The following is a 20,041-nucleotide window of genomic DNA, read 5'->3' as shown; positions in this document are numbered from 1 at the left end:
CTTCGATGGTCGGCCAGGCCAACGTCCTCCTCCCCATGCCCGAGAAACGGAGCGGCATGAACCACAAACCGCAGTCCAGGGCGCGGCGACGACTACTCGTCGCCCTGCCCGTCATCGCCCTCGCGGCCACCTCACTGACCGTGAGTGGCAGTGCGGCAGCCCAGCCGGCGTCCGGCACCCCCCTGGCGGTGATCGGCGCCGACGAGCACTACATCAACTACGCCGAGCCCGAGGTGCAGCCGGACACCACCGGCCGTGAGGTGAAGGGCAAGGGTGGCATCTACACCCCTGCCGCAGAGTCCGCGCGTGCGTTCGACCAGAAGCACGCCCGGGGCAACCCGGTGACCGCGCGCCAGCTGGCCAAGGACGAGGCCAAGTCGCTGCGGACGGGCCAGAACCCCCGCAAGTTCAAGAAGGCGCCGACCACCCAGACCGCGAAGCTGCTGACGCTGCTTGTCGAGTTCAACGACAAGGCCAACGACGACTTCACCGGCGTGATGGTCCCCAAGACGGTGTTCGAGGACCGCACCTGCGTCCCCGGCACGGTCCAGAACGGCCCGAAGCACAACAAGATCCCGGACCCGGCGCGCCTGCCCCACGAGGACAACAACTCGATGTGGGTGCCGGACTTCTCGCCGCAGCACTACAACAAGATGCTCTACAGCAAGAAGGGCATCACCGAGCGGGTCCGCACGGACCTGAAGGGCCCGGACGGCAAGAAGGGCGTCGACCTGTCCGGTCGCACCATGCACAACATGTACCTGGAGATGTCCAAGAACGCGTACACGGTGGACGGGCAGGCCAGCCCGTGGATCACCGTGCCGCACTCGGAGGGCTGGTACGCGGCCAACCGCTGCTTCCAGGACGAGACCGGCGCGTGGGTTCCCGGCCGTGAGCAGTCGATGAACGGCCACCCGGACAACCCAGCCGGCGCGGGCCGCCTGGCGACCGACGCGATCGACGCGCTCGTCGCGAAGGACCCGAACTTCCCGTGGGCCGACTACGACATCGAGGACCAGGCCGACCGCGACGGTGACGGCAACGTCTTCGAGCCGGACGGCGTGATCGACCACCTCGTGCTGGTGCACGCCGGCCAGGGCAAGTCCCGTGGTGGCGGCGCCGAGGGTGTGTACGCCGTGTGGGCGCACTCCTCCACGGTCGCCGGTGGTTACACCATCCCGGGCACCAACCTGAAGGCGTCGAACTACATCGTGCAGCCGGAGGACGCCGGCGTCGGTGTCTTCGCCCACGAGTTCGGCCACGACCTGGGCCTGCCGGACCTGTACGACACGTCCGGCAACGCCGACTCCGACGTGGACTTCTGGGACCTGATGGCCTCGGGTTCACACTCGGGTGAGATCTTCCAGGCGCTGCCGACGCACATGGGCATCTGGGACAAGTGGGTGCTCGGTTGGGCCGACCCGCTGACCATCCGCCCCGGGTCGAACCCGCGCGAGGTGAAGCTCGGCCAGACGTCGCGCACCCCGATCGACTCCGAGGACGGCATCAAGGTCGACCTGCCGGACAAGGTGACCACGCTGGCGACCCCGCACAGCGGCACCAAGATGTGGCACAGCAACAACGACCAGGAGTGGGCCGACGTCAAGTTGAGCCGCTCGGTCGACGTGCCGGCCGCCGCCGACTCGAAGTTCTGGATGTGGAACAACTACATCATCGAGGAGGACTGGGACTACGGCTTCGTCGAGCTCTCCACCGACGGCGGTACGACCTGGACCGAGCAGAAGGTGTACGACGAGGGTGGCACTGTCGTCACCACGCCGGACGGTTACCCGGACCCGAACGGCCGGATGAACGACTTCGGCGGCAAGAAGTACGGCCTGACCGGCAGCACCGACGGCTGGCGGCACGACTACGTCGACCTGTCGGCGTACGCCGGCACGACGGTCCAGGTGCGGCTGCGCCTGGCCACCGACGAGGCGTTCGAGGAGCGCAACTGGTTCGTCGACGACTTCTCGGTCACCGGCGGCGGCGCCACCACCTGGAGTGACGACGTCGAGGGTGGCGCCAACGGCTGGACGGCCACCGGCGGCACCTTCGTCGACACCACCGGCGGCGGCTGGAAGGTCTCCAGCGGCACCGAGGTGCACGCCCAGTACTACCTGGCGGAGTGGCGCAACTTCGACGGCTTCGACAAGGGCCTGAAGTACGCCTACGACACCATCTACTCGCACGAGGCGTGGAAGGTCGACCGGATCTCCTACAACGCTCCGGGCATGCTGGTCTGGTACCGGGACACCGCGCTCGGCGACGTCAACCACGTCACCGGGCAGATGACCGCGCTGCCCAGCTACGGCGCCAAGGGCGGCCTGCTCATCGTCGACTCGCACTTCGACCCGTTGCGGCGCACCGGTGAGGCGGCCGTGAAGGACCCGTCGGTGACGGACAACCTTCCGAGCCGCCCGCAGTCGTCGAACGCGGCCTTCACGCTTCAGCGGACGTACCCGTTCACCGAGTGCCTGGAGGCGGCGGACGAGCCGTACAGCGCGTACTGCACGAAGTTCAAGGGGCTGGCGCCGGTGAAGGCGTTCACCGACGCCAAGGGCTGGTACCCGGGCATCGAGATGCGCGATGGTGCTGCCTACGCCCGGGACAACGACGCGTCGGTGGTCCTGCCGTCGCGTGACAACGCGCCGTACACCACCCGGGTCACCAACCCGGACGGCAGCCCCGCGCCGGAGTTCTACGGCGTGACCCTGGGCGGCGGCGCGATCGTGCTGGGCACCGGTAACCCCGGCGACCAGGGCGTGAACTACGGCGTCTCGCTGACGATCAAGAAGGCTGCCGGGGACAACTCGTCGGCCATGATCTACGTGACTCCGGCAAAGAAGTAACGGTTTCACAGATCGACAACTGACGGTGGGGCCGGTGGCGGAGACGCTGCCGGCCCCACTGTCGTATGTGCAATCAGCTTGATCGAAAAGTGTCGTTGTATACGTTCGTGTCCCGGGACGCGCTGGTCAGCGCGGCTGATGAACCCGCGGGGTGTGACGGTGAAAAGCATTCCCAACAAAATCTTGCAACAAATCGACGCGGGGTTCTTCCCACCCGTCCCGCCAGTAACTATGTTCACCAATGGTCCCACTAGTGGGATCGATCTCCCACCGGCCCGTACCCCCGTTGGGCCGGTTCCCTCACACCGGAGGTACCACGTGCGCAAAGTCGCAGTGGGTCTGCTCGGGCTCTCACTGACGGCGACAGGCCTGGCTTTCGGCCCGTCCGCCTCGGCGGCGCCTCAGCCCAAACTGCCGGCCGCAGCACCGGCCGCTGCCGAACCACAGGCGCTGAAGGACGAACTCCCCGACAAGCTCGAGGAGAAGCGCCGCGCACTGCGTGAGCAGGGGCTCAGCGACGTGCTGAGCGGTCGCAGCAAGCCGATCGAGCGCAACGGAAGCACTGTTGTCAAGGTCGGCGAGACGAGCGGGTCGGGCTTCAGCACCCGCAGCACCGCTGGCGCCAAGAAGACCAAGGACCAGTACGTCGAGCTCAAGCGTGAGCGGACCGACAAGATCTTCGTGATCCTGGCCGAGTTCGGGGACGAGCGGCACCCGTCCTACCCGGACAAGGACATGAACCCGGACATCGCCGGACCGTCGACGTTCGAGGGGCCGCTGCACAACAAGATCCCCGAGCCCAACCGGGCCGTGGACAACTCCACCATCTGGCAGCCGGACTTCAGCCCGGAGCACTTCCGCCAGATCTACTTCGGCACCAACCCGGGCGACGAGTCGCTCAAGCAGTACTACGAGGCACAGTCCTCGGGTCGCTACACCGTCGACGGTGAGGTGACCGACTGGGTCAAGGTCCGGTACAACGAGGCCCGCTACGGTCGCTCCGACGACCCGATCCCGGACCCGGAGCCCGGCGAGGAGCCGAACCCGCTGGACGACCCGGCCGTCTGCGCCGACAACGTCTGCTCGAACACCTGGGCGTTGATCCGCGACGCCGCCAACCAGTGGGTCGCCGACCAGAAGGCCAAGGGCCGGACGGACGCGCAGATCGCCGCTGAGATGAAGACCTTCGACCAGTGGGACCGGTTCGACTTCGACCAGGACGGCGACTTCAACGAGTCGGACGGCTACATCGACCACTTCCAGATCGTCCACTCCGGCGGCGACCAGGCCGACGGTGACCCGCAGCAGGGTGAGGACGCGATCTGGAGCCACCGCTGGTCGGCGTTCAACAGCTCGCCCGTCGGCCCGCCGAACTTCCCGATCGGCGGCACCCAGATCGGCAACACCGGCGTCTGGATCCGCGACTACACGATCCAGCCGGAAAACGGTGGCCGCAGCGTCTTCTACCACGAGTACGGCCACGACCTGGGCCTGCCGGACGACTACGGCCCGGCGGACAACAACAACGAGCACTGGACCCTGATGGCCCAGAGCCGGCTCGGCGCCAAGAACGACGCCGGCATCGGCGACCGGGGCGGCGACCTCGGCGCGTGGAACAAGCTCCAGCTCGGTTGGCTCGACTACGAGGTGATCGTGGCGGGGCAGAAGCGCTCGCTGGAGCTCGGCCCGCAGGAGTACAACTCCGACAAGGCGCAGGCCGCCGTGGTGGTGCTGCCGCAGCGGGAGTACACCTTCAACTACGGCGCGCCGTTCGAGGGCGCCAAGCAGTACTTCTCCGGTAACGAGGACGACCTCGACAGCAAGATGACGAGGACGTTCGACCTCACCGGCAAGTCCGCGGCGGCGATGTCGCTCAAGGGCAAGTACAGCATCGAGGCCGGTTACGACTACCTCTACTTCGAGGCGTCGACGGACGGCGGCAAGACCTGGACCGACCTGGACGGCACCGTCAACGGCACGCCGATCGGCGTCGACGGCGCGGGTCGTCCGGCCCTCGCGGGCACCAGCAATGGCACCTGGACGGACATCAACATCCCGCTGACCTCGGTCGCCGGGAAGGTGGCGCAGGTTCGCCTGCACTACGTCACCGACGGTGGCGTCTCCGAGGGCGGCTTCTTCGGTGACGCGATCACCGTGACCGCTGACGGCCAGACGGTGTTCAGCGACGGCGCCGAGACCGACGCCGGCTGGACGCTGGAGAAGTTCCAGGTGGTCGGGGCGACCTACACCCGGCTGTTCGACAACTTCTACATCGCCGGCAACCGCTCGTACGTCTCGTACGACAAGTACCTGAAGACCGGCCCGTACTTCTTCGGCTACGCGAACACCCGCCCGGACTGGGTGGACCACTACGCGTACCAGGAGGGCCTGCTCATCTCGTACTGGAACACCCGCTTCTCCGACAACAACACCGCCCCGGCGTCCGAGTCCAACCCGGGCGGTCACCCGGGTGAGGGTCGCAACCTGTACATCGACGCGCACCCGCGCCCGATCTACAACCTGACCGGTGCTCCGTGGCGGGCCCGCGTCCAGGTGTACGACGCACCGTTCAGCCTGAACAAGGCGGACTCGTTCACCCTGCACCTCAACAGCGAGCCGCAGTACATCCGTGGCCAGGCCGCTGAGCCGCTGTTCGACGACACCAAGAAGTACTTCTACGAGGAGCTGCCGAACCACGGCGTCAAGCTCCCCGCAGCCGGTGTCAAGATCAAGGTTGTGGAGCAGGACGGCACCTCGATGAAGATCCGGGTCAGCTGACCACTTGATCCCGCACCAACGAGCGACGCCCGGGCAGGTCACCTGCCCGGGCGTCGCCCTTTGTCGCACCCGGTGCCCCTGGTCGCGGTCCGGGGCAACCCGGGGCTTTCCCCTGTTCAACACGACCACCAGGGTCGCCTGCGGCAACCGGGTCCTAGGCTGTCTGCCATGACCGACCAGCGCGGCGGGGCCGTCGACGAGTCCTGTGTCCTCACCGAGGGGCCGTGGACGCACCGTTTCGTCGGCGCCAACGGCAGCCGGTTCCACGTGGTCGAGGCCGGCACCGGGCCGATGGTGCTCTTCCTGCACGGCTTCCCGGAGCACTGGTGGGCCTGGCACCAGATGCTGCCGGCAGTCGCCGACGCCGGCTTCCGGGCGGTCGCCGTCGACCTGCGCGGCTACGGCGCCAGCGACAAACCACCCCGGGGGTACGACGGCTACACCCTCGCCGCCGACGTCGCCGGGCTGATCCGCGCGCTCGGTGAACGATCCGCGACGATCGTCGGCAGCGGCCTCGGCGGCATGGTGGCCTGGACGGTGGCCTCGTTCCACCCGTCCCTGGTCCGCCGGCTCGTGGTGCTGGGGGCACCGCACCCGCTGCGACTGCGCGCCGCCATCTTCGCCGACCCGCGCGGGCAGTTCACCGCCTCCACCCCGGCGTTGAAGTTCCAGCTCCCCCGCTACGAGCACGTGCTGACCCGCGACGGCGCGGCGGCCGTCGGCGAGATCATGCGCCGCTGGAGCGGCCCACGGTGGGTGGCCGGGCCGGACTTCGAGGCGTACGCCGAGCGGTGCCGGGAGGCGATGCGCATCCCGCAGGCCGCGTTCTGCGCGCTGGAGGGTTACCGCTGGGCGTTCCGCTCACTGCTGCGGTTGCACGGCTACCGGTTCGTCCGCCTGATGCAGAAGCCACTGTCCACCCCGACCCTGCAACTGCACGGCGCGCTGGACACCGCCTCCCTGCCGCGTACCGCGCTGGGCTCCGGCCGGTACGTCGTCGCCCCGTACGAGTGGCGGCTGCTCGACGGGGTGGGGCACTTCCCGCACCTGGAGGCACCGGAACTGGTGCTCGGCGAGATCCTGCGGTGGGCGAAGACCTGACCGGTCAGACCCGCTGCTCCCGCAGGTCGGTGACCTCGGCAGCGGGCGCCCAGCCCTGGTAGACACCGAAGTCGAAGACCTCCAGCCGCATCGCCTCGGCCACCGGCCAGCGACCGCCCGTGTATTCCACCCGCAGCCAGGCGTCGTGCTCGCCGAGCACGATGAACGGCTGCCCCTTCCAGGTGCAGGTGGTCCGCACGTACGCCAGGTCCTCGATCTCGCTCGCCGGGAGCACCCGGACGTAGCGGCCCGCCCGGATCTCCTCGAAGCCCTCGCCCGGCTCGGGCTGGTAGAGGCGGATGTCGTCGCCGTCCGGGCTGGCCTGGTATTCCCGACCCCGCCACCGGGCCACGTAACCGTCGCGCATCACGCCTCCCCGACCCGTCGCCAGGTGACAGTGTCGGTGTCCAGTTCCGCGACCACCCGCTCGGTGCCGTCCGCGCCGATGCGCCAGAGTTGGGCGCCGTGCGGCAGCCGGGCGCTGTCCACCTTGAACTCCGCGACCACGTCGCTGCTCTCGCCCGGGGCGAAGCCGTTGCCCCGGAACGGCGGGCGTTCGATGACCCAGCCCTCCATGGCCCGCATCGCCGGCTCGTTCTGACCGCCGTACGGGATGCGGTAGAGGCTCGGCCGGTGCGCCGGCCACCGCAGCACGTAGATCTCCTCGGCGCCCGGGGCGAACGGTGAGCCCGGGTAGCTGAGGCCCAGCGCTTCGTGCAGCTGGGCCGGTGTGGTCAGGTGGGACAGCTCACCGGCCCGGTGCACGAACCCGGACACCCGGTCGTAGCCACGATCCAGGTAGTACGCGAGCTGGCTCGGCGCGACCGCCTTCTGCATGACGGTCGGCCGGGTCGGGTCGACCGCCGCGGGGGCGTACCGGGGACGGGCGGCGGGTTCGGCCACGGCTGGCGCTTCCACCTGGTCCACTTCCAGGTCGTCGCCGAGCCCCACCTCCGCGGCCCAGTTGGCCAACGCGACGATCTGCTCGCCGGGCAACTTGGCACCGACCGGGGTGCCCGGGTTGACGGCGAACGACCAGTCCTCGTCGGGCCAGCGCCGGATCAGTTGGGCGAACTTCACCCGGACCGTGTCGACGTCGCCCTCGACGTGGTCGGCGAGGCGCTCCGCCGAGGTGTAGACCACCACGTACGTCTCGCCGTCGAGCTGCCCGGTCCGCCAGACGAAGCCGGGGTCTCCCGGGCGGCTTCCCGGCACCGACTCCGGTGCCGCCGGCAGCAGCACCCGGGCCAGCAACAGGGTGGACAGGAAGGTGTCGGTGCTGCCGGAGCCGGCGGCGTTGAGCAGGTCCTCCTCGACCGTGTTGGCCGGGTCGAACCCGACAGTCGTCGGCTCGTCAGCCGGCGGCTGTGGACCGTCACCCGCGATCACGCTCTCGCCGCTGCCGTCACTGCCGGCCCGGTCCGTACCGGTCGACGAACCACTGTCGGCGAGCGGGGCGTCGACCGGATCGTCGGCCCGCATTCCGCTCACACCGGCATGGCCGGCCTCGGTCGGACCGGAGGGGTGCGGAGTGTACGGGCTCGGGGCAGGCGGACCGGGGCTGAACGACACCGGCCCGGACGGCCTGGGTCCGGGAGACGACGGGCTGAACAGGCCCGGACCGGAGGGTGCCGAGCCGAACGGCGGCGGGGCGGCCTCGGCGGGGCTGGGCCGGCGGGGCGCCTCGACCGGCGCGCTGCTCTCGACCGGGTCGGTGAGGTCGCGGGACTCGATGATCGTGCCCTCGATGACGATGGGCGTGAAGCCGCGGCGCGGCGCGGGTGGCCCGGAGACCGGTTCCGCGACGGATACCGGCAGATCCTCCGCCGGCACGAACCGGCCCGGACGGTCCCGGGGGATCGCCTGCGTCTCCTCCGCCGACGGACCGGGCCGCCCAGGCGCACCGGCCAGTGGCGGCTCACCGGTCATCCGGAACGCGCGGGTGGGCTCCTCGGCCAGCGGGTTGTGTCGGCGCGGAGGCAGCGGCTGGGTGACCTCCTCGCCGGATGGTGGTGCGCCCACCCCACGGGACGCGCCGAGGTCGCCCTCCGGCCGTCGTATCGCCTGGGTGGCTGCCGGGTCCGTCGCCATCGGAAAGGCCCGCGTCGCCGTCTCGTCGCCCGGCGCATCGGCTGGGCGGCGGCGAGGGAAGGGCTGGCTGCCTCGCCCGAACCGGGTCGGCGGGGCCGCCCGGTCACCGGGACGACCCCCGTTCGGGGCCGGGTCGCGGGCCGGGCTGGGGTCGAAGAAGGAGCGCCGAGGTGCGGCCTGGGGGCCACCGTTGCCGTTACCCGGGGCGGAGCCGTCGGTGTCGCCCGGCCGGGTCGCCGCCGGCCACCCCAGGCTGGGCCCGGGCTGGTCGGTGGTGGGGCCGGCGGTCGCCAACGGGGTGAACCGGGACGGCCGGCCGGTGCGGGGCAGGGCTTCGGTGCGGGGCAGGGCTTCGGTGCCCGGCGTGGGCCGGGGTGCCTCGGTCGGGTGCCGCTGACCGGCGGCTGGCAGGCCCTCGTCGCCGGACCGGCGCGGCGGTTCAGCGGGGACGGGCGGCCGGGGCGCCGGGCCCGGCGCCGGCGGGGCACCCACCCGGGGGGCACCGCTCCGGCTGGGCCTGCGGGGTGCGAGCGGAGCAGTCTCGGGCGCGGACGGGGCCGCCCCCGTCGCCGGGGGCGGTCCAGCGGCTGGCGCGGAGTCCCGGGCTGGCATGCCGGGCCGGGTCCGGGCCAACGTCTCGGCCCGCTCCAGGCGAGCGCGGGCACCCATGGCACGGCCGGGCAGTCGCACGTCGCCCCGCGACAGCTGCGACACGAACCAGGCCGGTAGGTAACCCTCGACCGGCAGGCCCGGATTGACGGCGAGCCACCACTCGTGGTTGGGCCAACTGGCCGCGAGATCGGCGAAGGGGATGCGTCGGTTGCTGCCGGCGTGATCGCCGAGGCAGGCGCGCAGGGCGGCGGCGGAGGTGAAGGCCAGGACGTGGGTCCGACCGCCGGTGGTCCAGGTGCCCCATCCGGCGGGTGGCTGGCCCGGCTGTGTCGGCGCGGAGACCGGCAGCAGCACATCGGTGCGGGACAGGAGCCGGAAGTAGAGCTCCTGGTCGTTGGCGCGCAGCGCGTCGCGCAGCGCCACCTCGGCCTCCGTGGCCGGCTCCCATTCGGTCACGGCCACCTCCCCTTCCGAGAACAGGCCACAGGTATCGCGTACAACCTACAAGGTGGTACCAAGATCACAATGGTTGGCCGGGGGCGGCCTGCCAGGGCGCGGATGAGGGGATAACATCCCGTTCCGGAGCCGACACGATACGGAGGGTGTCGATGTCCCGATCGATCACGCGCCCGGTCCTGGCAGGTCTGGCCGCCAGTCTGTTGACCGTACCGGCCCTCCCGAACGTCACCGCCACCGCCGGGCTCCGGGCGGCACCGGCCTGCGCGACTCCGCTCGCCCCGGTGCGGCCGGTCGCGGCCACACCCTGGCCACAGCAACGGTACGACCCGGCGCGGCTCGCGCCGCTGGCCACCGGCGTCGGGGTGACCGTCGCGGTGGTCGACTCCGGGGTGGACCGGGTGCACCCGCAGTTGGCTGGCCGGGTGCTGCCCGGCGCCGACCTGCTCGACCCCGGCGGGGACGGTGGTCGGGACTGCGCCGGGCATGGCACCGGTGTGGCGAGCATCATCGCGGCGGCACCCCGCCCCGACGTCGCCTTCCGCGGCCTGGCGCCAGGTGTCCGAATTTTGCCGGTGCGGGTGAGTGAGCAGCAGGTGGTGCAGGGGCGGGAGTCGGGGCGTACGGTCAGCGCCGACGAGTTCGCCCAGGCCATCCGATGGGCCGTCGACCATGACGCCGACGTGGTGAACCTGTCCGTGGTGCTGTACGCGGACGACCCGGAGGTCCGTTCGGCAGTGCGGTACGCGGTCGAGCGGGACGTGGTGCTGGTGGCCGCCGCCGGCAACCTGCACGACAGCGGAGACCCCAGGCCGTTCCCCGCTGGCTACGACGGGGTGCTCGGCGTGGGCGCGATCGGGGCGGACGGCGGGCGGGCGACGTTCTCGCAGACCGGCCCGTACGTCGACCTGGTCGCGCCGGGCAGTGCGGTGCTGACCGCCGCACCCGGTGCCGGCCACCATCGGGTCGAAGGCACCAGTTACGCGGCACCCTTCGTGGCCGCCACCGCCGCGTTGCTGCGCGAGTACCGGCCGGAGCTGACCGCCGCCCAGGTGGCGGAGCGCATCATCGCCACCGCCGATCCAGCGCCGGGCGCGGGCCACGGCGGCGGGTACGGCGCCGGGGTGTTGAACCCCTACCGGGCGGTCACCGAGACCAGCGGCGGCCGTACGGCCGCTGCCCGGCCGGTCGCCGCGCTCGCCGACGATCGGGCCGACCCGGCGCAGCTCGCCCGCCAGGCCCGTCGGGCCGCCGCGCGGGACCGAGCCCTGCTGGTCGGCGCGGTGGCCGGCCTGACGGCGGTCACCGTGGTGCTGCTCGCCCTGGTGCTGCCCCGGGGCGCGCGTCGGCGTTGGCGCCCGGCCGGCCCGGCCTGAACACGCCCGCGCACCACCTGAGCCCGCCCGCGCGCGGCCCTGACCTCCGGCTGGCTGCGGGCGGGGCGCTGACCCGGACACGGTCAGCGCTCCCGGCCCACATCGCTCACTGGAACAGCCCGGTGTTCTTCTTCTCGGTGTCCAGGTAGTCGGTGGCGGAGTCGTTCACCGCCAACCTGATGTCACGCAGCATGCCCTGTAGGTCCTGCGAGGCCGAGCGCCACTTCGCCTGCCGCTGCTCGTAGGCCTGCCGCGCCTCGCCCGTCCAGCTCGCCACCAGGGGGGCGGCGTCGCGTTCGAGTTGGCCGAGTTGCGCGTCGAGGGTGTTCAACGCCTTCTGAATGTCAGCGCCGGCCTGTTGCAGCGCGGCGAAGTTGACGACCAGCACACCATGGTCCATCGGATTCCCTCCCCAGCGGGATCAGAGCGGCAGCTGAATGCCGCCGCGGTTCGTGCCGGCCACCCGGCTGGACACCTCGTCGTCGGACACGTCGTACTGCCGACCGGCGGTGCGGATCGCACCGGCGGTCTCCCGCAGCGCGCGGTGCAACGCCGCCTGGTCCTGTGACCACTGCTGCTTGACCTGCTCGAACGAGCGGCCACCAGCGCCACGCCAGGCCTGCTGCAACACCTCCAGCTCGGCCAACAGGCCGGTCAGCATGGACTGCAACGACTGGTCCACCTGCTCGAACTTCGCGGCGGTCTGCTGCATCACCGCTGCTTCTGCCTTGGTTTGGGACATCCGGACGTCACCTCGTCTCTCGGATCGCACCTGGCCGTCGACGCGCCCACAGTGGGCGACGCGTCGTCGCTTGGCCCGGTCGTCGAGCACTGAGACACGGGTCAGCGAAGGACTTCGTGGCTGACGGTAGCGACCTCGTAGCCGTTCTGCTACCCCGCTGGCTTCCCCTGTGGACAACCGGGGCGGCCATCGGTCGCTTACGATGTGCCGCAGCCACGTCGCGGCGCGTGACGGGCCGCCGGAGGGCGGCCGGCCGCCCGACCCGGTCCCACTGGTCGAGGAGGCACGGTGCCGGCGATCACCACCGGAGGGCCGCACCCACCGGCCCCGGTCGGGTCCGGGGCAGACGCCTTTCCACTGGCGATCGGGGCGGGCCGACCCACCGACAGCGGTCCGGGGTCGGCCGACCAGCGCACCCCCCGTCGCCGGTCGCCGGTGGACCGCTGGGTCGCGCTCGGCCGTCGCCTGGGCGCCGGTGCGCGAGCCGGTCAACTGGTCACCGCGCAGGTCGCGGCGGCGCTCGTCCTCGTCGCCCTGGGCCGACCCGCACCGGTCGTCGCGGTGGCCGTGCTGGTGGCAGTGCTGCTGCTGGCGGCCGCCTGGGTGCCGGTTCGGGGGCGGTGGCTCTTCGAGTGGTTGGGCACCGCCACCGCCCATCTGACCCGCCGGCGGGTGCTGACGGGGCCGGCCGGAGCGGCCGAGCTGCTCGACCTTGTCGCTCCGGGCACTGTAGTCCGCTCGACGGAGCTGACCAGCGGGCCGGCGGCCGTCCTGGAGGACACCACCGGCATGGTCGCGCTCCTGGAGCTCGGCGACCCCGGTGACCTGCTGGGCGACGCGTCCCAGGCGATCCCCGCCCCGGCCGCGTTGCTCTCCCCGGCCGGGCCGGACCAGCCCCCGCTGCTGATCCAACTGCTGCTCGCCGGTGCGCCGGCACCGGTACCGAGCGCCGGAGGCACTGTCGGCACGTCGTACCGGCAGCTCACCGACGGGCGGCTCGCCGGGCGAGAACGGGCCGTAGTGGCGGTCCGGGTACTGCGGGTGAACGGCTGGTCCGAGGAGGACCTGCGCCGGGTGCTCGCCGGCACGGTCCGTCGGATCGTCCGCCGGCTCGGCCCGTTGGCCGCGCGGCCACTCGGGGTGCCCGCGGCGCTGCGCGTCCTGGGCGAGCTGGCCCACCACGACGGAGAACCGGTCCGGGAGTCCTGGCCGGCGATCCGGTCCGGCAACCTGGTCCAGGCCACCTTCCGACTGATCCGCTGGCCCGACGCGGGCGCTGCGGCCGGACGCCGGCTGGTGCCCCGCCTGCTCGCGCTGCCGGCGACGGCCACGACGGTGTCGATCTGCTCAGGTCCGTCACCGACGATGTCCACGTCGTCGGGTCCGCTGGCGACGAGCGGAGCGCCGACCGAGCTGACCGTACGCCTGGCCGCCGCGACGGCAACCGAGTTGGCGGCGGCCACCGAGGCGCTGACCCGCCTGGTGACCGACCTGGGTGGAAAGCTACGCCGACTGGACGGCGCCCACCTGAGCGGGCTGGCCGCTACGCTGCCGTTGGCGCTGACGGCACCCGGGGCCCAGGCCCGTCCACCGGCGCCGGGGGCGCAGCCCGGCCCGGCGGTGACCGACTGGGAGCTGTCGCTGGGTGACGCGGGCATGATGGTCGGCACCAACCGGCACGGCCGAGCCGTCACCGTGCGACTGTTCCGGCCGGAGAGCACCCGTGTGCTGCTGGTCGGCGGGGTGCGCGCAGTCCAACTGGTGGCCCTGCGCGCGCTGGCGCTCGGTGCCCTGGTGGTGGTGCAGACCGCCCGGCCGCGCGCCTGGGAGCCGTTCATCCGGGGGGTTGGCGCGCCGGGTGGCACGATCCCGCTGCTTCCGCCGGGTCGGGCGGTCGCCGACGGGGTGGGCACCGCGCTGCGTCCGTTGCTGCTGATCGTCGACGCCGGGCCGGTGGCGGCCGAGGCCGCGCCGGGCCCGCCGTGGCGGGCCACACTGGTGGTACGCGACGAGCTGACCCCGGCCGATGTGGACGCGTTGAGCCGCGCCGACCTGGCGTTGCTCCAACCGCTGACCTCCGCCGAGGCAACCCTGGCCGGAGCCGCGCTGGGGCTGGGCGGCTCGGCCGAGTGGCTGACCCGGATCCGGGAGGACATGGTGGCCGTGGTCAACCGGCGGGCGCTGCGCTGGGCACTGCTCTCCCCCACACCGATCGAGGCGCAACTGATCGGGCCGCCGACGCGCGGCTGATCCACCGGGATGGTCAGCTGGTGGGTTACGTCGGTGCGGTGTCCGTGGCACGATCCCCGCCATGGGTTTTCTGAAAGGTCTGCTGATTCGGCTGGCCAGCACAGCTCTGGCTTTCTGGCTGGCCACGCTCCTCATCCCGGGCATCTCCCTGGATTCGAACTCCGCCACCGAGACGGTGACCACGCTGCTCCTGGTGGCGGTGATCTTCGGCGTGGTCAACGCGGTTCTCCAGCCGATCATCAAGACCGTCGGTTGTGGCTTCTACCTGCTGACCCTGGGTCTCATCGCCCTGGTGGTGAACGGGCTGCTGTTCCTGCTCACCAGCTGGATCGCCGACCAGGCCGGGCTGCCGTTCTCGGTGGACGGTTTCTGGCCGGCAGCCGTGCTCGGTGCCCTCTTCGTGAGCATCGTGACCTGGATCCTCGGCGCCGTCCTCGACCGGGACTGACCGCCGACCAGCAAGCACCGACCCGGTCCGTCCGGGGCTCCGACCTCGGCCGGGGCCCCGGCGGGCCGATGACCAGACTTCGGGAATGTGGCAGCCTGACCGCCCATCTCGGCGGTTAGCGTCGCGTCATGTTCACGCTGACCTATTCCGATGGCCACCTGCTCAGCACCGATCCGGCGCGGATCGACCTGGACCTGGTGCACCACTGGTTGTCCACCGACGCGTACTGGGCGCTCGGACGAGACCGGGAGACCACCGAGCGGGCGTTCGACGGCTCACTGCCCTTCGGCGTCTACCGGCCGGAGGACGGCCGCCAGGTCGCGGTGGCCCGGGTCGTCACTGACGGTGCCACCTTCGCCTGGCTCTGCGACGTGTACGTCGACCGCGCCGCCCGGGGGCGCGGTCTGGGCGGGTGGCTGGCCGGCGCGGTCCGCGACCACCTGGACGAGCTGGGCGTACGCCGGATCCTGCTCTGCACCAACGACGCCCACCAGGTGTACGCGGGGGTGGGCTTCACCCCGCTGGACGCGCCGCAACGCTGGATGCAGCTGGACCGGCGGCCCCCGGTGACCCCCATCACCGGAAAGGAACAAAGCAGCACTACGCCCCTTACGGTGGAAGCGTGACGCCACTCCGTCTGGGATACCTCTACGGCCTCGGCGCGTACCTGCTCTGGGGTTTCTTTCCGCTCTACCTGAAGCTGCTGCGACCCGCCGGCCCGCTGGAGATCCTGGCCCACCGGATCGTCTGGTCGGTGGTCTTCGTGGCCCTGCTGCTGGCGGCGCTGCGCAACGTCGGCTTCCTGCGGGCGCTGCTGCGCCGCCCCTGGGCGGTGGCGGGGATCGTCGCCGCCGCCGCGCTGATCGCTGTCAACTGGGGCACCTACATCTACGGGGTCAACTCCGACCGGGTGGTGGAGACCGCGCTCGGCTACTTCATCAACCCGCTGGTAGTGGTGCTGCTCGGGGTGACGGTGCTGCGGGAGCGGCTGCGCCCGGCGCAGTGGGTGGCGCTGGGGATCGGCGCGTCGGCTGTCGCGGTGCTCACCGTGGACTACGGCAGGCTGCCGTGGCTGGCGTTGACGCTGGCGTTCAGTTTCGCCGGCTACGGCCTGGTCAAGAAGCGGCTCGGGTTGCCGGCGGCGGAGGGGCTCTTCGTCGAGTCGGCGGTGCTGGCGTTGCCGGCTCTGGGTTACCTGGCCTGGCTGATGGCGAAGGCCGACCTGACCTTCGGGCACGTCTCGGCCGGGCACACCGCGCTACTGGTGCTGGCCGGCGCGGCCACGGCGATTCCGCTGCTGATGTTCGCCGGGGCGGCCAACCGACTGCCGCTGAGCAGCCTCGGCATGATCCAGTACCTGGCGCCGATCCTCCAGCTCGGCTGCGGGGTGCTGATCTTCCACGAGCCGATGCCGCCGGCCCGGCTGGCCGGTTTCGCGCTGGTCTGGCTGGCCCTGATCGTCTTCACCGCCGACGCCGTCCGCACCTCCCGCCGCACCCGCCAGTCCCGCCAACCCACAGCGGTCCCCACCCCTCTCCCCACCCCCTGACCCCAACCCCAACCCGCACCCTGATGTCGCGATCTTGCAGTTTCGGTAGCCGATATGCCCGCGATGCCCCGTTATGGGAGGGCAGGAAGTGCAAGATCGCGGAGGACCAGGGGTGGGTTAGGGGACGGCGTAGGTCAGGAGGGGGGTGCCGTCGGCTTTCTGCAGCTCCACGCTGACCAGCTCGGCGTCGGTGAACCTCGTGGCGCCGGTGAAGCTGAGGTCGTCGCCGGGGGCGGCCAGCCATGAGCCGATCTGCTCGGTGGCGCCGTTCGGGCCGCGCGCCACCAACCGGAACGGGTACGCCTTGCCGTAGCTCGTCCGCGCGTCGTACCCGCAGCGCATGGTCACCTGGGTGCCCCACTTGGTGCCGGTGAGCCCGAGGTCGGCGTGCACCGGCCCGGCGGCGGCCACCGGCCGCATGGCGACCATCGACACCTGCTGGGTCGGTGTGCCCTGGGCGCCGGGCGGCCCGGAAGGGTCGACAGGTCGGGGCAACGCCACGGCGGTGCCCACGCCGACCAGCAGCGCCAGCCCGGCGGCGGCCAGTGTGGTCAGTGCGTACCGTCGCCGGTCCGCGGCGCGTTCCCGGCGCCGGCGCTGGCGGGCCTCGTCGAGCAGCGCGGGCACCCGGGGCGGGGCCGGCGGCGGCAGGATCTGCTCCAACCCCGCCGGGTCGAGGCGCCCGAGCAACCCGGGCAGGACGGCGATCTCGGCGACCGCCTCGCGACACGAGGCGCAGCCGCCGAGGTGCCGCTCGTAGGCCGCCCGCTCGGCCGGGGCCAGGGCACCCAGCACGTACGCGCCGTCGTCGTACGCGAACTCGCACCGGGTCATCCCGTCACCCCCATTTCGGCCAGGACCAACCGTAGAGACCGCAGCGCGTAGTGGGTGCGGGATTTCACGGTCCCTGGCGGTACGCCCAGGCGGGACGCCGCCTCGGCCACCGACCGCCCCTGGTAGAAGCACTCGACGAGCACTTCCCGGTGGGTCGGGCTGAGCCGGTTCAGGGCCTCGGCGACGGTCCACGCCTCCACCGCCCGTTCGGCCTCGTCGATCGCCTCGGGCGGTTCGGGCAGATCGTCGGTGAACACCTCGCCGACCCGGGTGGATCGCCGCCGCCAGGCGTCGATGGCCAGGTTGCGGGCGGTGGTGAACAGCCAGGACCGCACCGATCCGCGCGTCGGGTCGAGTGACTCCGGATGTCGCCAGGCCCGCAGCAGCGTCTCCTGCACCAGGTCCTCGGCCCGCTGCCGGTCCCCGTTGACCAGCCGCAGGGCATGGGCGTACAGCGCCTCCGCGTGCTCGTCGTGCAGCGCGCGCAGCAGTTGGGCGTCGTGGTCGCTGATGGCGGTCTCCTCGCTTCCGGCGCGCGTCCGGCGGTGCGTCCGCTCGGGAATACGTGCGGTCACGCCGATCGGTTCAGACCGAGGTCAGACCGGTTGCCCGGTGGTTGCCACCCACGAAGGTGTTCATGCCCGGTTCACATCGTGGCCGACGAGCGCTCACCACGTCCTCCTAGCGTCCGGCTGGTACGCCGCCTGTCGTGTCACCGACTTCTCTGGAGGCCTCTCCCATGAGCGACCGTCCCCGGCTGCTCCCCCTGTTGAACGGCACCCGCCATGGCACCCGCGACGCCATGACCTGCCTGTACCGGTGCGGAAACGCGTGTGACCACCCGGTGCCGAACACCTCCGACAACGCGTACTTCGGTGACGTGGTGAACGCCGAGGTGTCGCGGCGTGGCGTGGTCCGGGCCGGCGCGGTCGGCGCGCTGGTGCTCGGCTTCGGCGGCGCGGCAGCCGGTGCGCTCGCCGGTGCGGCCCCGGCCATGGCGGCCCCGACCACCCCGGACGTTCCGGAGGCCTTCGGTTTCGGCCGTCCCAGCACCGGGGTGGGCAGCGGCGCGCTGACCTTCAAGCCGATCCCGCCGAACAAGCTGGACACCCTTGTCGTGCCGAACGGCTACGACCACGCCGTGGTGATCAAGTGGGGTGACCCGGTGCTGCCGGGCGCGCCGGAGTTCAACCTGCACCACCAGACCGCCGCCGCGCAGTCCAAGCAGTTCGGCTACAACAACGACTTCGTGGGCGTGCTGCCGCTGGACAAGCAGGGCAGGCGGGCGCTGCTCGTGGTGAACCACGAGTACACGAACGAGGACCTGATGTTCCCGGGCTTCCCCGGCCTGGACGGGCTCTCCGTGGAGCAGCTGCGCACCGCCATGGCCGCGCACGGCATGTCGGTCGTCGAGTTGGAGCGGGTCGCCGGCACCGGGCAGTGGAAGCCGGTCGACAAGGGTCCGCGGCCGTACAACCGGCGGGTCACCGCGCTGAGCACCAAGTTCGACCTGACCGGCCCGGCCGCCGGCTCGGCCTGGCTGAAGACCGCCGCCGACCCCAAGGGCCGCACTGTCGTCGGCACGCTGAACAACTGTGCCGGTGGCGTGACCCCGTGGGGCACTGTGCTCTCCGGTGAGGAGAACTTCAACCAGTACTTCGTCGGCGCCGACGCCGCCCCGGCCGAACTGAAGCCGAAGCTGGACCGTTACGGCATCAGCACCGCCAGCCGCTACCCCAGCGGCAGCCGCAAGTGGGAGCGCGCCGACGAGCGCTTCGACCTGACGAAGCACCCCAACGAGGCACACCGGTTCGGCTGGGTCGTCGAGATCGACCCGTTCGACCCGGAGAGCCGCCCGCGCAAGCACACCGCGATGGGCCGGTTCAAGCACGAGGGCGCCAACGTGATCGTCGCCAAGGACGGCCACGTGGTCGCGTACATGGGCGACGACGAGCGGTTCGACTACCTCTACAAGTTCGTCTCGGACAAGAAGTTCATGAAGGGCAACTCCTGGGCTGCCCGCAAGCACAACCTGACCCTGCTGGAGTCCGGCACGCTCTACGTGGCGAAGCTCGACCAGACCAGCGCCGCCGAGATCGACGGCTCGGGCAAGCTCCCCACCGACGGCGCGTTCAACGGCCGTGGTCGCTGGATCAAGCTGGTCAGCGGCAACCGGTCGTTCGTCGACGGGATGACCGCCGCGGACGTGCTCACCTTCACCCGGCTCGCCGGTGACAAGGTCGGCGCGACCAAGATGGACCGCCCCGAGGACGTCGAGCCGAGCCTGCTCACCGGCAAGGTGTACGTGGCGCTGACCAACAACACCAACCGCGGCGTGGGCAGCAACCCGAAGGCGGACGAGGCCAACCCGCGCACCGCCAACAAGCACGGGCAGATCCTGGAGCTGGTCGAGGACCGCAACGACAACGCCTCGGAGACCTTCGCCTGGTCGCTGCCGATCGTCTGCGGCGACCCGACCGACCCGTCGACCTTCTTCGCCGGGTACGACAAGTCCAAGGTCTCCCCGATCTCCTGCCCGGACAACGTCGCCTTCGACGCCACCGGCAACCTCTGGATCTCCACCGACGGCAACGCGCTGGGCAGCAACGACGGCCTGTTCGCCACCGCCGTGGAGGGTCCGGAGCGGGGTCACCTCAAGCAGTTCCTGACCGTGCCGCTCGGCGCGGAGACCTGCGGCCCGTTCATCACCGGCGACAACCGCTCGGTCTTCGTCGCGGTGCAGCACCCGGGCGAGATCACCGGGGCCTCGGTGGAGAACCCGGCCTCGAACTGGCCGGACGGTGACTACGCCAAGCCGGGCGTGGTGGTCACCTGGCGCCTCGACGGCGGCCCGGTGGGCAGCTGACGTCGTACCCGCTGCCGAGAGGCCGCTGACGTTGCTCTGGCGGTCCGGCGCTGGACCGCCCCGAGAGGCCCTCTCCCAGCCTGGGA

General features: G+C 71.4%; 15 protein-coding genes. 9 read left to right on the top strand and 6 right to left on the bottom strand.

Annotated elements, in window-relative coordinates; all coding sequences use genetic code 11:
* Positions 1-56: 56 nt before the first annotated feature.
* The 3 genes from IW249_RS11280 (at position 57) to IW249_RS11270 (ending at position 6,731) form a co-directional block, all read left to right on the top strand.
* On the top strand, positions 57-2,852 hold the full coding sequence (locus IW249_RS11280; protein ID WP_231392485.1) for an immune inhibitor A domain-containing protein: 2,796 nt from the start codon (positions 57-59) through the stop codon (positions 2,850-2,852).
* A gap of 333 nt (positions 2,853-3,185) precedes the next feature.
* Positions 3,186-5,630 (top strand): immune inhibitor A domain-containing protein, encoded by a 2,445-nt coding sequence (locus tag IW249_RS11275; RefSeq protein WP_196924738.1) that lies wholly within the window; start codon positions 3,186-3,188, stop codon positions 5,628-5,630.
* Between the two features lie 168 nt (positions 5,631-5,798).
* A complete protein-coding gene (locus tag IW249_RS11270) occupies positions 5,799-6,731 on the top strand; it encodes an alpha/beta fold hydrolase (RefSeq protein ID WP_196920678.1) in 933 nt (310 codons plus the stop codon).
* A 4-nt stretch (positions 6,732-6,735) separates the two neighbouring features.
* Here IW249_RS11270 and IW249_RS11265 read toward each other — a convergent pair whose 3' ends face one another.
* Both IW249_RS11265 and IW249_RS11260 read right to left on the bottom strand, forming a co-directional pair.
* Positions 6,736-7,101, bottom strand: coding sequence for a UCP033725 family protein (locus IW249_RS11265; RefSeq protein WP_196920677.1), 366 nt, complete (start codon positions 7,099-7,101; stop codon positions 6,736-6,738).
* Complete coding sequence (locus IW249_RS11260) at positions 7,098-9,890, bottom strand: SseB family protein (protein WP_196920676.1); 2,793 nt, start codon at positions 9,888-9,890, stop codon at positions 7,098-7,100. Before IW249_RS11260 ends, IW249_RS11265 begins: the two co-directional genes overlap by 4 nt.
* A 152-nt stretch (positions 9,891-10,042) precedes the next feature.
* On the opposite strand from IW249_RS11260, the gene mycP reads away from it, so the two are divergent.
* Positions 10,043-11,266: a type VII secretion-associated serine protease mycosin gene (gene mycP, locus IW249_RS11255; RefSeq protein ID WP_196920675.1), complete on the top strand. Its 1,224-nt coding sequence runs from the start codon at positions 10,043-10,045 to the stop codon at positions 11,264-11,266.
* Between the two features lie 106 nt (positions 11,267-11,372).
* Here mycP and IW249_RS11250 read toward each other — a convergent pair whose 3' ends face one another.
* Both IW249_RS11250 and IW249_RS11245 read right to left on the bottom strand, forming a co-directional pair.
* The gene (locus tag IW249_RS11250; protein ID WP_091395513.1) at positions 11,373-11,666 is read right to left on the bottom strand and encodes a WXG100 family type VII secretion target; all 294 of its coding nucleotides are present in this window, start codon (positions 11,664-11,666) and stop codon (positions 11,373-11,375) included.
* Positions 11,667-11,687: 21 nt separating this feature from the next.
* Positions 11,688-12,008: a WXG100 family type VII secretion target gene (locus IW249_RS11245; protein ID WP_030486283.1), complete on the bottom strand. Its 321-nt coding sequence runs from the start codon at positions 12,006-12,008 to the stop codon at positions 11,688-11,690.
* A gap of 288 nt (positions 12,009-12,296) precedes the next feature.
* Between IW249_RS11245 and eccE the strand changes: the two genes are divergently transcribed.
* The 4 genes from eccE (at position 12,297) to rarD (ending at position 16,255) form a co-directional block, all read left to right on the top strand.
* Positions 12,297-14,258 carry a type VII secretion protein EccE gene (gene eccE, locus IW249_RS11240; RefSeq protein WP_372432954.1) on the top strand — a complete coding sequence of 654 codons (1,962 nt, stop codon included), beginning with the start codon at positions 12,297-12,299 and terminating at the stop codon, positions 14,256-14,258.
* 61 nt (positions 14,259-14,319) lie between these two features.
* Positions 14,320-14,706 carry a phage holin family protein gene (locus IW249_RS11235; RefSeq protein WP_091395522.1) on the top strand — a complete coding sequence of 129 codons (387 nt, stop codon included), beginning with the start codon at positions 14,320-14,322 and terminating at the stop codon, positions 14,704-14,706.
* Between the two features lie 128 nt (positions 14,707-14,834).
* Positions 14,835-15,332, top strand: coding sequence for a GNAT family N-acetyltransferase (locus IW249_RS11230; RefSeq protein ID WP_196920674.1), 498 nt, complete (start codon positions 14,835-14,837; stop codon positions 15,330-15,332).
* Positions 15,329-16,255, top strand: coding sequence for an EamA family transporter RarD (gene rarD / locus IW249_RS11225; protein ID WP_196920673.1), 927 nt, complete (start codon positions 15,329-15,331; stop codon positions 16,253-16,255). The genes IW249_RS11230 and rarD overlap by 4 nt, the downstream gene beginning before the upstream one ends.
* Positions 16,256-16,372: 117 nt before the next feature.
* Here rarD and IW249_RS11220 read toward each other — a convergent pair whose 3' ends face one another.
* Positions 16,373-17,089: an anti-sigma factor family protein gene (locus tag IW249_RS11220; protein ID WP_196920672.1), complete on the bottom strand. Its 717-nt coding sequence runs from the start codon at positions 17,087-17,089 to the stop codon at positions 16,373-16,375.
* The gene (locus IW249_RS11215) at positions 17,086-17,601 is read right to left on the bottom strand and encodes a sigma-70 family RNA polymerase sigma factor (RefSeq protein ID WP_091395533.1); all 516 of its coding nucleotides are present in this window, start codon (positions 17,599-17,601) and stop codon (positions 17,086-17,088) included. Before IW249_RS11215 ends, IW249_RS11220 begins: the two co-directional genes overlap by 4 nt.
* A gap of 227 nt (positions 17,602-17,828) precedes the next feature.
* Here IW249_RS11215 and IW249_RS11210 point away from each other — a divergent pair, with 227 nt between their 5' ends.
* Entirely contained in the window at positions 17,829-19,955 is a 2,127-nt protein-coding gene (locus IW249_RS11210; protein ID WP_196920671.1) for a PhoX family protein, read from the top strand.
* Positions 19,956-20,041 lie beyond the last annotated feature (86 nt).

Source organism: Micromonospora vinacea (genome assembly GCF_015751785.1).
GTDB classification, from domain to species: domain Bacteria; phylum Actinomycetota; class Actinomycetes; order Mycobacteriales; family Micromonosporaceae; genus Micromonospora; species Micromonospora vinacea.
Note: the sequence above shows the minus strand (reverse complement) of the source record. Positions and strands in the feature narration are given on the sequence as shown.

Bases quoted from the DNA above. Each gene is read 5' to 3' on its own strand.
- IW249_RS11280 (WP_231392485.1), top strand. From the start codon at position 57: ATGAACCACAAACCGCAGTCCAGGGCGCGGCGACGACTACTCGTCGCC.
- IW249_RS11270 (WP_196920678.1), top strand. From the start codon at position 5,799: ATGACCGACCAGCGCGGCGGGGCCGTCGACGAGTCCTGTGTCCTCACC.
- mycP (WP_196920675.1), top strand. From the start codon at position 10,043: ATGTCCCGATCGATCACGCGCCCGGTCCTGGCAGGTCTGGCCGCCAGT.
- IW249_RS11250 (WP_091395513.1), bottom strand. From the start codon at position 11,666: ATGGACCATGGTGTGCTGGTCGTCAACTTCGCCGCGCTGCAACAGGCC.
- IW249_RS11245 (WP_030486283.1), bottom strand. From the start codon at position 12,008: ATGTCCCAAACCAAGGCAGAAGCAGCGGTGATGCAGCAGACCGCCGCG.
- IW249_RS11235 (WP_091395522.1), top strand. From the start codon at position 14,320: ATGGGTTTTCTGAAAGGTCTGCTGATTCGGCTGGCCAGCACAGCTCTG.
- IW249_RS11230 (WP_196920674.1), top strand. From the start codon at position 14,835: ATGTTCACGCTGACCTATTCCGATGGCCACCTGCTCAGCACCGATCCG.
- IW249_RS11220 (WP_196920672.1), bottom strand. From the start codon at position 17,089: ATGACCCGGTGCGAGTTCGCGTACGACGACGGCGCGTACGTGCTGGGT.
- IW249_RS11210 (WP_196920671.1), top strand. From the start codon at position 17,829: ATGAGCGACCGTCCCCGGCTGCTCCCCCTGTTGAACGGCACCCGCCAT.